Here is a 14957-nt window from a genome sequence, read left to right as displayed (position 1 = left end):
AATGGAAAGAAATAGTAATAAAAAGACTTCTAAAGTCAAAAAAAGAAGTTTATTTTATAGAATTTCAGCCTGGCTACATTTGTGGCTAGGCTTATTTTCTGGTCTAGTAATCGTTATTGTTTGTATAACAGGATTAACTTGGTCTTTTAAAGATGAAATTAAAGATTTACTCCATCCAGAATTTGCAATTAAAGAGCAAAATCAACAAATGATGAATCCTGGTAAATTGTATCAATTAGCCAAAAAAGAATATCCAGATAACGAACCAACTTTTATTTGGCGACCAACGGGACAAGCTGCTATGATTGGTTTTGGAGAAAGAAATTCGGGATTTGTAATGTTTGTTCATCCATATTCGGGAGAAATAATAAAACGTCCAAGCTTTGTAAAAGAATTTGATTTCTTTGAATGGACATTAAAAGGTCATCGTTTTTTGTGGCTGCCATCAGAAATTGGTCGACCAATAATTAATTATAGTACACTTATTTTTCTCATCACACTTATTACTGGTTTAGTCTTATGGTGGCCCAAAAAATGGACAAAAGCAATCAAAAAACAAAGTTTTACAATCAAATGGAAAGCTAAAACAAAACGTTTAAATTATGATTTACACAATGTTTTTGGATTTTATACGATGCTAGTTTTGATATTAATTTCAATTACGGGAATGTATTATGGTTTGCCTTGGTTTAATAAATTTTTGTATTGGAGCACTTCTCTTGGTAAAACAGATTCAAAACCAGAACAATTAGTTTCTAAAATTAAAGAATATAAAGCGGGTGAATTATCAAAAATGATGGAAATTTCTTGGAATGATGCCGTCAAAAATTTTCAGCCAAAAGGATATTATTATACCGTGCCAAAAGATTCAGTAACACCAATTTCTATATTTATGTACCCATCTCATCGTAAATTTTATGATCTAAAAATGGTAACTTATGATCGTAATACGGCAGAATTAATAGAAAACAAAGCAATGTATGCGCAAGATTATGAAAAGGCTAATTTTGCAACAAAAGTCCGAAAGTTAAATTACGATTTACATGTCGGCTCTTTTATGGGCGGATTATTTGGACGATCAATTTATTTTTTGATTACTTTAATTGGAGCATCTTTACCAATTACAGGTTTTTTAGTCTGGTGGTTTAAAAAGAAAAAATAGAATGTATAAAAAATGCCCTCAAACTATAAAAGTCGAAGGGCATTTTTTTATTTTCTCTTAACCAATGGGTGATTTAATTCACCAACTTCATTTTTAATAATTTCGAAATCGGGTAAATTATCAAATAATTTTGATAACGAAGTATAACCGTATGTTCGGGCATCAAAACTAGGATCTATTTTTCTGATATTTGCGCCAACAGTAGAAATGTGTGCAATATCATTGTCATTCGTCGAAATTTCGAATGCTTTAAAAATAGTCTCTTGATCCTTTTCGGATAGAAAATTGCTGTTTTTTGTTTTTCTAGATACAGTTCCTTTTTTAGGAACAGCTTTGGTATTTATTTTTTTCGGAACTACTTGTGCTTTAGATCGAGGTTTAGGCGAAATATTTTCGGTGTATGTAAAAATATCGCACGATTTTACAAATGCTTCGGGCGTCTTTTTTTCTCCAATTCCCATTACAAATAAACCTTCTTCTCTTATTCTTTTTGCCAATCCAGTATAATCGCTATCACTAGAAACAATACAAAATCCTTCTACATTTTTACTATGTAAAATGTCCATTGCATCAATAATTAATGCGCCATCAGTAGAATTTTTACCTGTTGTGTATGAAAATTTTTGAATCGGATTAATAGAAAATTGATTGATTAATTCTTTCCAAGAGTTCATCGTATTCGAAGTCCAATCACCATAAATACGTCTAATTGTAGCTTTACCATATTTCGAAACTTCTTCAATCGTTTCTTTCAATAATTTGGCTTGCGCATTATCTCCATCAATTAAAATGGCAATATTAAATTTTTTTTCACTCATTGGTTTTGATTATTTAGTAATCTTAAACAATTTTTATAAAGGTAAAGATAATAACAAAAATTTATAAGAAATTAAGCTGAATATATGTATTTATTTTTTCGAATTGCTATTAAAAAAATGATTAAATTATAAACGACTAAACAAATTAAAATGAGCAGATTAAAAACACTTCTAAATTTACATACAGGCGAAGAAGATAAAACTAAAGTATTGGCAGATGTTGTAAAAAATATATCTTTTAGAGGCTCTAATTTATGGATTTTAGCATGCGCAATTTTTATTGCTTCAATTGGTTTAAATGTTAATTCTACGGCAGTTATAATCGGTGCCATGTTAATTTCTCCTTTAATGGGACCAATTGTTGGCGCTGGTTTCGCTTTGGCAACGTATGATTTTAATTTATTAAAAAAGTCTGCTAAAAATTTGCTTATTGCTACTGTTGTAAGTTTAATTGTTTCTTCAATTTACTTTTATTTAAGTCCGTTCAAAGAAGTCCAATCCGAATTATTAGCGCGTACATCACCAACTATTTATGATGTTTTAATCGCTTTTTTTGGAGGAATTGTTGGCGCAATTTCTATTACTCGTGTCGAAAAAGGAAATCCAATTCCAGGTGTTGCAATTGCTACGGCATTAATGCCACCCTTATGTACAGCAGGTTTCGGGTTAGCGGCTCTTGATTTTAAGTTTTTTATTGGCGCAATGTATTTATATTGTATCAATTGTTTTTTTATCGGAATTGCAACTTTTGCGATTATTAAATATCTAAAATTTAAACCTGTAGTTACCGAAAATAAATCGTTTGATAAAAAACTTCGTTACATCATAACAATTTTAGTTTTCTTAATGGTTATTCCGAGTTTTTATTTGGCTTATAATTTATTGAATGAGAAAAAATTTAGTCAAAATGTAAACAATTACATCAAAACCGAATTTACAGATAAAGGCTATACGTTAATCTATCAAAAAATAAGTTACAATGCCTCGCCCAAAACAATAGATTTGGCTTTTCTTACCAAAAAATTTGATAGTATTGAGATTGATAAATTAAATAAAGACTTGATTGTTTATGGTTTAAATAACACAAAAGTAAATATTAGACAAAGTACACAAGACATGAAATCTGAGATTTTGTCTGAGTTAAGCAAACAAAATACAAATCTTTCTGAGAAAGATATTCAGATTAATTTGCTTAGTACGGAGTTAAAACAATATAAATTTGATGATCCCGAATTGGTGCAAGAAGTAAAGGTTTTGTTTCCAGAAATAACAGAAATATCGTTCGGAAAAATCAATAATTATTTTTCAAAAGATTCTACTTTTCAATCGACGGTTGTTATTTATAAAGTGGATAAAAAAATAGATGCGCCAAAATTAATGCAATGGTTACAACTCAAATTTTCGGATAATAATGTTCAGTTAATAGCGAATTAATTGATTCAATTTTTAACGATAATTTATACATTACATTTCCTAAATAATCTGTTCATTAATTATATTTGAGTATCAAAATTATTAAAAATGAATACAACTAAAAAAATAGCCTTAGTAACTGGGGGAAGTCGCGGTTTAGGTAAAAATATGGCAATTAATTTAGCCAAAAATGGTAACGATGTTGTTTTAACTTATCACAATAATAAGGATGAAGCCGATAAAGTTGTTGCTGAAATAAAAGATTTAGGACAAAATGCAGTTGCGTTTCAGCTAGATGCTGGAAATATAAAATCATTTGACCAATTTATTCAAGAAGTTACTTCTTATTTACAGGAAAAGAATGGAAATTCTAATTTCGATTTTCTAATTAATAATGCAGGTACTGCTTTATATTCTGCGTTTGCAGAAACTACAGAAGAACAATTTGATCAAGCCGTTAACATACATTACAAAGGCGTATTCTTTTTAACACAAAAAGCATTGCCTTACTTAAATGATGGTGGTCGAATTGTAAATATATCTTCGGGCTTATCTCGATTTTCTTTTCCTGGTTCTGCAGCTTATGCATCTATGAAAGGAGCAATTGAAGTTTTAACACGCTATTTGGCAAAAGAATTAGGAGCACGTGGAATTACGGCTAATGTTGTTGCGCCTGGTGCAATTGCTACAGATTTTGGAGGAGGACGCGTACGCGATGACGAATCTGTAAACAGTCATATTGCCGATGCAACAGCTTTGGGTAGAGCAGGCGTTCCTGATGATATTGGAGGTGTCGTTGCTTTTTTATGTTCAGAACAAGCACGTTGGGTTAATGCTCAACGTATAGAAGCTTCTGGAGGAATGATGATATAAAACTTAAAATAAAAGAGATGCTTATAAGCATCTCTTTTATTTTAATCAGAAAGTATTTAAGATGTAAATTTCCTTCATACTTTTGTATAAACTTTCAATATGTTTATAATCGATTCGCCATCTCACGATGCATATTTCAATATAGCTTTAGAAGAATATTTATTGTACAAATATCCAACCGAGGATATTTTTTTGTTGTATATCAATGCGCCATCCATAATTGTCGGGAAATTTCAGAATACATTAGCCGAAATTAATTTAGATTATGTAAATGCGCAACAAATAAAAGTTGTTCGCCGCATGTCGGGAGGTGGAGCGGTTTACCACGATTTAGGAAATCTTAATTTTTCGTTTCATACCCTTCTTGGATTAAATGATTTTATGGATTTTTCTAAATTTACGGCGCCTGTTATCAAGGTTTTGAATAGTTTGGATGTTCCTGCAAAATTAGAAGGTCGAAATGATTTGTTGGTTGACGGAAAGAAATTTAGTGGCAACGCAAAGTTGGCTAAAAATGGAAAAATGATTCAACATGGTACAATTTTATTCAACTCGGATATGTCAGTTTTGGGAGATGCTTTAAAAATGAATCCTCTAAAATATGTCGATAAAGCAATAAAATCTAACCGTGCACGTGTTACAAATTTGATTGATTATTTTCCGACTGAGATTTCTACGGACGAATTAAAAGAATTATTGGTCGAAGAAATGTTAGAGAATAATGAAAATGCAATAATCTATCAATTAACCACTGAAGATTTAGCTGGAATTGCCGATTTGATTAAAGAAAAATATCAAACATGGGATTGGAATTTTGGATTTTCTCCTAAATATAACTTCAAAAATGCAAAGAAAATTCCAGCAGGTTTTATAGAAATTCATTTAGATGTCGAAAAAGGAATAATAGAAAAAGTAAAGATTTTTGGAGATTTTTTTGCTTCAAATCCGATTGAAGAATTAGAAGAACAATTGGTTGGTAAAAAACACGAATTAGCCGAAATTGAACGCGTTTTAGCTTCAAATGATTTAACAAATTACTTCGGGAAAGTAACTATAGAAGAAATTTTAGCGTTGTTTAAATAAGTTATCATCATACTTTTAAGTCGCGTTTAGATCAATTTATGGTCTAAACGCGACTTTTTATTTAATTGTTATTTCTCGAAATAAATGAATTCTACCGCTTATTTTTTCTCGATTCTGCGTATTTTTGCATCAAATTCGAACAATTGAATACGGATCTATTATTAATCACTCCACCGTTTACGCAACTTAATACGCCTTATCCCGGAACAGTTTATCTGAAAGGTTTTTTGAACACTTTGCATTACAATACATTTCAGGCCGATTTAGGTTTAGATGTTATTCTGCAATTATTTTCGAAAAAAGGCTTAACTAATTTATTTGATTTTATTCTTGAAAAAGAAATAGAATTAGGTGAAAACAGTCAACGTATGTTGATGTTACGCGATGATTATATTGCGACAATTGCTCCTGTAATTGCTTTTTTACAAGGAAAAAATTCAACTTTAGCCGATTCAATTGTACAAGATGGTTATTTACCAGAAGCTTCTCGCTTTGCAGAATTAGATGACTTAGAATGGGCTTTTGGCTCGATGTCATTTCAAGATAAAGCAAAACATTTTGCAACACTTTATTTAGAAGATTTATCAGATTTAATTATCGAAGCTGTTGACGAAAATTTTGGTTTTAGCCGATATGCCGAGCGTTTAGGACGTTCTGCTAATTCTTTTGACGAATTATATGGCGAACTTCAAAAAGAGCCTACATATATTGACCGAATTACGTTGACCGAATTAGAGAAATTAATTCAGCAAACAAATCCAAAAATGATTGGTTTTTCGGTTCCATTTCCTGGTAATTTGTACAGTGCATTTCGTTGTGCGCAATACATCAAACAAAATTATCCCGAAATTGTAGTTGATATGGGTGGTGGTTTCCCAAATACCGAGTTGCGTTCTTTATCAGATGTTCGTGTTTTCGAATTTTTTGATTTTATTACGTTAGATGATGGTGAAGCGCCAACAGAGCAATTGCTGAAATATGTGAATAAAGAAGCAGAAATTTCGGAACTGAAAAGAACTTTTGCACTAGTAAATAACCAAGTTTCTTATATCAATAATCCATTAATAAAAGACTATAAATTTAGCGAAGTTGGTACACCAGATTATACTGATATTAAGCTAGATCATTATATTTCGGTGATAGAAGTTGTTAATCCAATGCATCGTTTATGGAGCGATGGTAGATGGAATAAGTTAACAATGGCGCATGGTTGTTATTGGGGAAAATGTACTTTTTGTGATATTTCGTTAGATTATATAAAAGTTTATGAACCTATTGCAGCCAAACAAATTGTAGATAGGATGGAAGAGTTGATAGAATCGACTCAAAATACTGGTTTCCATTTTGTAGATGAAGCTGCTCCACCGGCTTTAATGCGAGAAGTTGCATTAGAAATTATTCGTAGAAGATTAACTGTAACTTGGTGGACAAACATTCGATTTGAGAAAAGTTTTTCACTTGATTTGTGTCGATTATTAAAAGCATCTGGTTGTATAGCTGTTTCTGGTGGATTAGAAGTTGCTTCAGATCGTTTATTAAAATTGATTGATAAAGGTGTGACTGTAGAACAAGTTGCTGTTGTTAACCGCAATTTTACCGAAGCAGGAATTATGGTGCATGCTTATTTGATGTATGGTTTTCCGACGCAAACTAAACAAGAAACGATTGATAGTTTAGAAATGGTTCGTCAAATGTTCGAATTAGGAATATTGCAATCAGGTTTTTGGCATCAATTTGCAATGACGGCACATAGTCCGGTTGGTTTAAATCCAGAGAAATACGATGTTATCAATCATAGCACAACATTGGGTACATTTGCAAATAATGATATGATTCACGAAGAAAAATCAGGATTAATTCATGATCAATTTTCGTATGGATTAAAAAAATCATTGTTTAATTATATGCACGGTGTTGGATTTGAATTACCACTTAATGAATGGTTCGATTTTAAAGTTCCTAAGACATCTATAAAATCAAATCATATCGAAACTGTTTTGAATACTGAAGTATTTACAACACATAAACCAACGCAAAAAGTAGTGTGGTTAGCTGGTTTGCCAACTGTAGAAATTGTAACGAAAACCAAGAAAGGAAAAACGTTCGAAAATGCTTTAATTCAATTTCATACCAAACAATCTTTTACAGAAGTTGTTTTAGAAAAAGAAATCGGAATTTGGTTGATTGACTTTATTCAATTTCTAAAAGAAAGTCCAAAATCAGTTTCATATCAAACTATGAAAACCAATTTTGAAGAACATATTTCTGAAGATTTCGAATTATTTATCTATTCCAAATCTGCCGAAAAATTAAAAGAAAACGCATTGTTAATCGTTTAAAATAGTCAAGCAATCTAAGTTAGGTTGCTTTTTTTGTGGATAAAATAGTGGTGTAATTGGTACAATCAAAATAAATGTGCTATATTTGGGATAACCACAAGAAAGAAATGGAAACGAAAAAGGAAAATATGAAACCCTTATTTGTTGGAATGAATAAGCAAACTTCTGCTTTACTTTCCAAAATTGTTTTCGCGCAATATTCTCATTAAGTAAGAATAATGCAAAATTAGTGTTGACGGAATTCTCGTCATCTATACCTTTTCATCAAAACAAAAAAAATAAAAGTACGCTATGCCACTTTATCACTCTTTGGGGAATTTCCCACAAAAGCGACATACAGTATTCCGAAAACCAAACGGCGAATTATACGCAGAAGAATTAGTTTCTACGCATGGCTTTTCGAGTACGTATTCTAATGTTTATCACTGTTATCCACCAACTTTGGTAAAAGAAATTAACGAACCATTTTCGGTCGAACCAAAAATTGCACGTGCAAAACATTTAAAACATACTTCTTTAAAAGGTTTTAAAGTAGCACCAAAAAAAGATTATATCGAATCGAGAGTACCAGTTTTGGTCAACAATGATTTGCATATTTCTTTGGCTGCTCCGCAAGAATCTATGACAGATTATTTCTATAAAAATACACAAGCAGATGAGGTTATTTTTATACACGAAGGTTCTGGAGTTTTAAAAACAGGTTACGGACAAATTGAGTTTGAATATGGAGATTATTTAGTGATTCCTCGCGGAATTATTTATCAATTTCATTTTAATGATTCAAATAACCGATTGTTTATTACCGAATCATTTAGTCCAATAGAAACGCCGCGTCGTTATCGTAATCATTTTGGACAATTAATGGAACATGCACCATTTTGTGAACGTGATATAAAACGTCCGCAAAATCTTGAAACCATTGATGAACACGGTGATTTTAAAATCATGATTAAAAAAGAAGGATTAATTTATCCTTATGTGTACGGTACACATCCATTTGATTTTGTAGGATGGGATGGTTTTCATTATCCGTGGGCATTTTCTATTCATAATTTCGAGCCAATTACAGGTCGTATTCATCAGCCACCACCGGTACATCAAACTTTTGAAGGAGCAGGTTTTGTAATCTGTAGTTTTGTTCCTCGTTTGTTTGATTATCATCCAAATGCAATTCCGGCGCCTTATAATCACAGTAATGTAGATTCGGATGAGATTTTGTATTATGTAGATGGAGATTTTATGTCGAGAAAATCTGTCGAGAGAGGACAAATTACCTTACATCCAGCAGGAATTCCACATGGTCCACATCCTGGTACTGTAGAAAAATCTATTGGTCAAAAAGAAACACACGAATTAGCTGTGATGATTGATCCTTTTAGACCATTAATGTTAACCGAACAAGCATTGGAAATAGAAGATCCTGATTATTTTAAATCATGGCTTTATTAATTTTGTTCTAAGTTTTGTCAAGCTGAACTTGTTTCAGCTTCTCACTAAGATTTGTTTAGGACAAAAATTTTAAATTTCAATAAAAGTTAATGTGATTCTGAATTTATTTCAGAATCACATTGCAATAATAAAATGTTGAATCAAATTTGACATTACAATAGAATCACACATAAGAAAAATAAAAAAACACAATAAAATGAGTACACAAACATTTGCTGAAAAAATAGCGCAAGCCCAAGATTTTTTACCAATTAATGGAACAGATTATATCGAGTTTTATGTTGGTAATGCAAAGCAAGCAGCACATTATTACAAAACAGCTTTCGGATATCAAGAAGTTGCTTATGCAGGTCCAGAAACCGGCGTTAGAGATAGAGCTTCTTATGTTTTACAACAAGGTAAAATTCGTTTAGTTTTAACTTCTGGTTTAAAATCAGATTCTCCTATCGCTTTACATGCTCTAAAACATGGAGATGGCGTAAAGATTTTAGCACTTTGGGTAGATGATGCGTACGATGCGTACGAACAAACAACAAAAAGAGGTGCCAAATCATACTTAGAGCCAACTACAATTACAGATGAATTTGGTGAAGTTAAAATGGCTGGAATTTATACGTATGGAGAAACAATACACATGTTTATTGAGCGTAAAAATTATGATGGTCCATTTATGCCTGGTTATGTAAAGTCAGAATCTGCTTATCAACCGACTGATTGTGGTTTGTTGTATGTAGATCATTGCGTTGGTAATGTGGGTTGGAATCGTATGAATGATACCGTGCAATGGTACCAAGATGTGATGGGATTTGTTAATATTTTGTCTTTTGATGACAAACAAATTAATACAGAATATTCTGCTTTGATGTCTAAAGTAATGAGTAACGGAAATGGTTTTTCTAAATTTCCAATTAACGAACCTGCTGAAGGAAAAAAGAAATCGCAAGTTGAAGAATATTTAGATTTTTACGAAGGCGAAGGTGTTCAACACATTGCAGTTGCAACAAAAGATATTGTAAAAACTGTAACTGAATTAAAATCTCGTGGAGTTGAATTTTTATCTGCACCGCCAGAAGCATATTACGATATGATTCCAGAACGTGTTGGAGAAATTGATGAAGACATCAAAAAACTTCAAAGCCTAGGAATTTTGGTTGATTGTGATGAAGAAGGATATTTATTACAAATCTTTACAAAACCTGTAGAAGATCGTCCAACATTGTTTTATGAAATAATTGAGCGTCATGGCGCACAATCTTTTGGAGCAGGAAATTTTAAAGCATTATTTGAAGCTTTAGAAAGAGAGCAAGATCGTAGAGGAAATTTATAATTTAATTAATTATTTTTTTGATAATTCAACCGTTAGTTTGTATAAGCTAGCGGTTTTTTAGTTACAATTCTTAACCAAATCTTAAGTTTTATATGTTAGGTTATCAAATACATTTGTGAGACAAAATCATCATCAAATGAAATTGATTCAACTTAAACCTTTGGTTATTTTATACGCTAGTACAATCTTTTTTCCTCAAGTTGTAAAAGCACAAGATACCATTCAAACTGCACCAAAAATTAACGATTCTATTATTTTAGATTCCGTTCCAAAACATACATTTAATCCAAATGATAAAGATTATCATTTTAAAGCAAAAAAGTTAATAATTCCAGCTGCTTTAATTACCTACGGAAGTTTAAGTTTGGTTATTCCTCAACTTGATAATTTAAATAAATCAACTAAAAATGAAATTTTAGAAGATAAAACAAAAGGAAATAATTTTGATAATTATACACAATATATGCCTGCTGTTGCGGTATATGGACTTAATTTGGCAGGAGTAGAAGGAAAACATAATTTCCGCGATCGTACAATTATTTTAGCAACTTCTCAAATTATTACAAGCGGTTTAGTTTTGCCTTTAAAACACATTGTAAAAGAAGAACGTCCAGATGCATCAAATCACTTATCTTTTCCTTCTGGGCATACGGCGAATGCCTTTTCAACGGCTCAATTTATGTATCGCGAGTACCACGATTCAAATTTTTGGTTAAGTATGGCAGGTTATCCATTGGCCGCTTTTACGGGAATTTATCGCGTAATAAATAACAAACATTGGGTTGGCGATGTTGTTGCTGGTGCAGGAATTGGAATTTTATCGACAGAATTAGCATATTGGTTATTTCCGACAATCAATAAATGGTTTACTCCAAAAAGTAAAGAATCTAAAATTGCGACAATGGTTTTTCCAACATTTCAAGAAAAACAAGCTGGTTTAGGAGTTGTGATGAGGTTTTAATTGATTAAACTATTTTATAAAGTAATTGTATTTAATATATTGATAATAAGTATTTTAAATTGCTTGTTTACTTAATTTGAATAATTTTATTTAATTGATTCAGAACTATTTTGAGATGCAAAAGATTATAAATTATTTTACTAACAATCATTAGTTTTTGACAAAAATTTAATATCTTCAACGCACAAAACTGCAAACAAATAAAATGAAAAAAATAGAACTAACGATTCCTAGGCTGGGAGAGAGTGTTGAGTCTGTGCAACTTGTTCGTTTTACCAAAAATATTGGCGACTTTATTCAAGAAAATGAAGTAATTGCTGAGGTTTCAACAGATAAAGTAGATTCTGATGTTCCGTCTACAAATTCTGGTAAAATTATCGAGTTTAGATTTAATGAAGGAGATGAGATTAAGATCGGAGAAATTTTCGCAATTATAGAAATTTCAGATGACAATAGTTCGACTAAAAATGAACCAGAATTAGTTGAGGTTCATCAATCTAATTCTACACCAAAAGTTAACCAAGAATCTATTCAAACTGATCAATTTTTATCGCCTTTGGTAAAAAGTATTGTTCAGAAAGAGAATATAGAAACAAATGATTTAAAACAAATAAAAGGAACTGGTCGTGATGGACGAATTTCTAAGAATGATGTTTTAAATTATATTCAAAATAAATCCGTTACAGATATTATTTCAAGTAATAGTTTAACTAATAATTCAGTTATTTCTACAGCTTCATTTGGTGCAAATGACGAAATTATCGAGATGGATAAAATGCGTCAAATGATTTCGAAACACATGAAGAAAAGTAAACAAACTTCTCCTCATGTTACGGCTTATGTAGAACCAGATGTGACGAATTTTGTAAAATGGCGCGAAGAAAATAAAGCAAGTTTTGAAGCAAAATACAAGCAAAAATTAACGTACACACCAATGATTGTGGAGTGCGTGGTTCGTGCAATAAAAGACTTTCCGATGATAAATGTTTCGGTTGATGAAACTGAAACAAAGATTATCAAACACAGCGAAATCAATATAGGAATTGCGACTGCTTTACCAAATAATAATTTGATTGTTCCTGTTATCAGAAACGCGAATCAATTAAATTTAGAAGGTTTAGCAAATGGCGTAAATACCATTGTAAATAAGGCTAGAAATAATAAATTATCGCCAGATGACGTTCGTGGCGGTACATTTACAATTAGTAATGTGGGGACTTTTGGTAATTTGATGGGAACACCGATTATCAATCAACCCGAAGTTGCAATTTTAGCGACGGGTGTTATCAAGAAAAAACCCGCAGTTTTAGAGACAGAATTTGGAGATATTATTGTTGCAAGACAATTTATGTATTTATCTCTTTCGTTTGATCATCGTGTGGTAGACGGTTCTTTGGGAGGCGTTTTCTTAAAACGTATTTCAGATTATATCGAAAATTGGGATGTTAACACACAAATTTAAAGCCATGAAATCTACATTATTAAAACAAGCTTACGAGCTTTTAGTCACTGCAAAAGCATTAACAGAATTATACGAAGAAAATAAACAAGTAACGGGTAAATATGTACATGCAACTTCGCGTGGACACGAAGCAATTCAAATTGCGACTGGTTTACAATTATTACCACAAGATTACTTAAGCGCATATTATCGCGACGACGCTATGTTGTTGGCAATCGGTATTACACCTTACGAATTGATGTTGCAATTGTTAGCAAAACGTGATGATGTTTTTTCAGGAGGTAGAACCTATTATTCTCATCCAAGTTTAAGGAGAGATGATATGCCGAAAATTCCACATCAAAGTAGTGCGACGGGAATGCAAGCTATCCCAACAACTGGAATTGCGATGGGAATGCAATACAAAGAATTAGAAGGTTTAGCGACAGATGAAATTAAGCCAATTTCAGTTTGTTCTTTGGGTGATGCAAGTTGTACAGAAGGAGAAGTGGCAGAAGCTTTTCAGATGGCGGCTCTAAAACAATTGCCAATTTTATATTTAGTACAAGACAACGAATGGGATATTTCTGCTTCGGCGGACGAAATTCGCGCACAAGATATTTCGCATTATGCGAAAGGTTTTAAAGGACTTGAAGTTCTTCAAGTGGATGGAACAGATTTTTTAGCTTCGTATGAAACGATTCAAAAGGCAATCGAAATTATTAGAACAGAGCGTCGTCCAATTTTGGTTCATGCAAAAGTTCCTTTACTTAATCATCATACATCAGGCGTTCGTAAAGAATGGTACCGCGATGATCTGGAGGAAGCGCAAGCGCGTGATCCTTATGATAAATTAAAAACTGCTTTATTGAATGATGGTTTTGAATTAGATGAATTAATTCAGATCGAGAAAGATGCAGCAGACAAAGTTCAGTTAGAATATCAAGAAGCGTTAAAAGCCGAAGATCCTCGTCCAGAAGATTTGTATACGCATGTTTTTGCGCCAACACCAATTACAGAAGAAAAAGGAAACCGTTCGCCAGAAGGAAAAGAAAAAACAGTAATGGTAGATTCTGCTTTATTTGCAATTCGCGAATTAATGGCAGAACATCCAGAAGCTTTATTATATGGACAAGATGTTGGGTTGCGTTTGGGTGGAGTTTTTCGCGAAGCTGCAACTTTAGCCAAACAATATGGTAAGAATCGTGTATTTAATACACCAATTCAAGAAGCGTTTATTATCGGTTCTACAGTTGGAATGAGCGCAGTTGGTTTAAAACCGATTGTAGAAGTTCAGTTTGCAGATTATATCTGGCCTGGTCTAAATCAATTATTTACAGAAGTTGCGCGTAGTAACTATTTATCAAACGGTAAATGGCCAGTTTCTATGGTGCTTCGTGTGCCAATTGGTGCGTACGGAAGTGGTGGACCTTATCATTCGAGTTCAGTAGAAAGTGTTTTGACGAATATCAAAGGAATCAAAATAGCTTATCCATCTACAGGAGCAGATTTGAAAGGATTGATGAAAGCTGCTTATTATGATCCAAATCCAGTTGTAATGTTAGAACACAAAGGATTATATTGGAGTAAAATAAAAGGAACAGAAGATGCTGCAACTGTAGAACCAGATGAAGATTATGTTTTACCATTCGGAAAAGCACGCGAAGTCATAGCATCAGAAGTTTCTACAGATTATAATTCAGTATCAATAATAACGTATGGTATGGGCGTTTATTGGGCGAAACAAGCTGCAAAAGATTTTCCAAACCAAGTCGAAATTATTGATTTAAGAACATTAGTTCCGCTTGATGAAGAAACAATTTTTACTAGTGTAAAAAAACACAGTCGTTGTATTGTTTTAACTGAAGAAGCTAAGCAAAACTCTTTTGCACAGAGCGTTGCAGGATTAATTAGTGAAGAATGTTTTGAGTATTTAGATGCACCAGTTCGTGTTTTAGGTGCGCAAGATTTACCAGCAATACCATTAAATTCTACTTTAGAGCAAGAAATGTTACCAAATGCTGAAAAGTTAAAAGTATTGATTAATAACGTTTTAAATTACTAATTTGACTACATTTAATTAATAGATGT

Annotated in this window: 11 protein-coding genes; 10 read left to right on the top strand and 1 reads right to left on the bottom strand. The window is 32.2% G+C overall.

Annotation, left to right across the window (positions count from 1 at the left end; translation table 11 throughout):
* Window position 1: 1 nt before the first annotated feature.
* Window positions 2-1162, top strand: coding sequence for a PepSY-associated TM helix domain-containing protein (locus tag BM072_RS00570; RefSeq protein ID WP_092905501.1), 1161 nt, complete (start codon window positions 2-4; stop codon window positions 1160-1162).
* A 47-nt stretch (window positions 1163-1209) separates the two neighbouring features.
* On the opposite strand, the gene BM072_RS00565 is transcribed toward BM072_RS00570, so the two are convergent.
* Window positions 1210-1980 (bottom strand): NYN domain-containing protein, encoded by a 771-nt coding sequence (locus BM072_RS00565; RefSeq protein ID WP_092905499.1) that lies wholly within the window; start codon window positions 1978-1980, stop codon window positions 1210-1212.
* 150 nt (window positions 1981-2130) lie between these two features.
* On the opposite strand from BM072_RS00565, the gene BM072_RS00560 reads away from it, so the two are divergent.
* The 9 genes from BM072_RS00560 to BM072_RS00520 all read left to right on the top strand — a co-directional run bounded on the left by BM072_RS00560 (window position 2131) and on the right by BM072_RS00520 (window position 14931).
* Window positions 2131-3414: a DUF389 domain-containing protein gene (locus BM072_RS00560; RefSeq protein WP_092905497.1), complete on the top strand. Its 1284-nt coding sequence runs from the start codon at window positions 2131-2133 to the stop codon at window positions 3412-3414.
* 87 nt (window positions 3415-3501) lie between these two features.
* Window positions 3502-4266: an SDR family oxidoreductase gene (locus BM072_RS00555; RefSeq protein ID WP_092905495.1), complete on the top strand. Its 765-nt coding sequence runs from the start codon at window positions 3502-3504 to the stop codon at window positions 4264-4266.
* 99 nt (window positions 4267-4365) lie between these two features.
* Window positions 4366-5349, top strand: coding sequence for a lipoate--protein ligase (locus BM072_RS00550; protein ID WP_092905493.1), 984 nt, complete (start codon window positions 4366-4368; stop codon window positions 5347-5349).
* A gap of 143 nt (window positions 5350-5492) precedes the next feature.
* Complete coding sequence (locus BM072_RS00545) at window positions 5493-7688, top strand: B12-binding domain-containing radical SAM protein (protein WP_092905491.1); 2196 nt, start codon at window positions 5493-5495, stop codon at window positions 7686-7688.
* A gap of 291 nt (window positions 7689-7979) precedes the next feature.
* Complete coding sequence (locus BM072_RS00540) at window positions 7980-9137, top strand: homogentisate 1,2-dioxygenase (protein WP_092905489.1); 1158 nt, start codon at window positions 7980-7982, stop codon at window positions 9135-9137.
* A gap of 196 nt (window positions 9138-9333) precedes the next feature.
* On the top strand, window positions 9334-10464 hold the full coding sequence (hppD, locus tag BM072_RS00535; RefSeq protein ID WP_092905487.1) for a 4-hydroxyphenylpyruvate dioxygenase: 1131 nt from the start codon (window positions 9334-9336) through the stop codon (window positions 10462-10464).
* Window positions 10465-10600: 136 nt separating this feature from the next.
* Window positions 10601-11425 carry a phosphatase PAP2 family protein gene (locus BM072_RS00530; protein ID WP_092905485.1) on the top strand — a complete coding sequence of 275 codons (825 nt, stop codon included), beginning with the start codon at window positions 10601-10603 and terminating at the stop codon, window positions 11423-11425.
* A gap of 205 nt (window positions 11426-11630) precedes the next feature.
* Window positions 11631-12887, top strand: a complete 1257-nt coding sequence (locus BM072_RS00525; RefSeq protein ID WP_092905484.1) for a dihydrolipoamide acetyltransferase family protein — start codon at window positions 11631-11633, stop codon at window positions 12885-12887.
* 4 nt (window positions 12888-12891) lie between these two features.
* Window positions 12892-14931, top strand: a complete 2040-nt coding sequence (locus BM072_RS00520; RefSeq protein WP_092905866.1) for an alpha-ketoacid dehydrogenase subunit alpha/beta — start codon at window positions 12892-12894, stop codon at window positions 14929-14931.
* The last annotated feature ends 26 nt before the right edge of the window (window positions 14932-14957 follow it).

This window comes from Algoriella xinjiangensis (assembly GCF_900115015.1).
GTDB classification, from domain to species: Bacteria; Bacteroidota; Bacteroidia; order Flavobacteriales; family Weeksellaceae; genus Empedobacter; species Empedobacter xinjiangensis.
The sequence above is the reverse complement of the archived record's forward strand: the minus strand, read 5'-3'. Positions and strand labels throughout refer to the sequence as shown.

Coding starts and splice junctions, on each gene's coding strand:
- BM072_RS00570 (WP_092905501.1), top strand. CDS start 2: ATGGAAAGAAATAGTAATAAAAAGACTTCTAAAGTCAAAAAAAGAAGT.
- BM072_RS00565 (WP_092905499.1), bottom strand. CDS start 1,980: ATGAGTGAAAAAAAATTTAATATTGCCATTTTAATTGATGGAGATAAT.
- BM072_RS00560 (WP_092905497.1), top strand. CDS start 2,131: ATGAGCAGATTAAAAACACTTCTAAATTTACATACAGGCGAAGAAGAT.
- BM072_RS00555 (WP_092905495.1), top strand. CDS start 3,502: ATGAATACAACTAAAAAAATAGCCTTAGTAACTGGGGGAAGTCGCGGT.
- BM072_RS00550 (WP_092905493.1), top strand. CDS start 4,366: ATGTTTATAATCGATTCGCCATCTCACGATGCATATTTCAATATAGCT.
- BM072_RS00540 (WP_092905489.1), top strand. CDS start 7,980: ATGCCACTTTATCACTCTTTGGGGAATTTCCCACAAAAGCGACATACA.
- hppD (WP_092905487.1), top strand. CDS start 9,334: ATGAGTACACAAACATTTGCTGAAAAAATAGCGCAAGCCCAAGATTTT.
- BM072_RS00530 (WP_092905485.1), top strand. CDS start 10,601: ATGAAATTGATTCAACTTAAACCTTTGGTTATTTTATACGCTAGTACA.
- BM072_RS00525 (WP_092905484.1), top strand. CDS start 11,631: ATGAAAAAAATAGAACTAACGATTCCTAGGCTGGGAGAGAGTGTTGAG.
- BM072_RS00520 (WP_092905866.1), top strand. CDS start 12,892: ATGAAATCTACATTATTAAAACAAGCTTACGAGCTTTTAGTCACTGCA.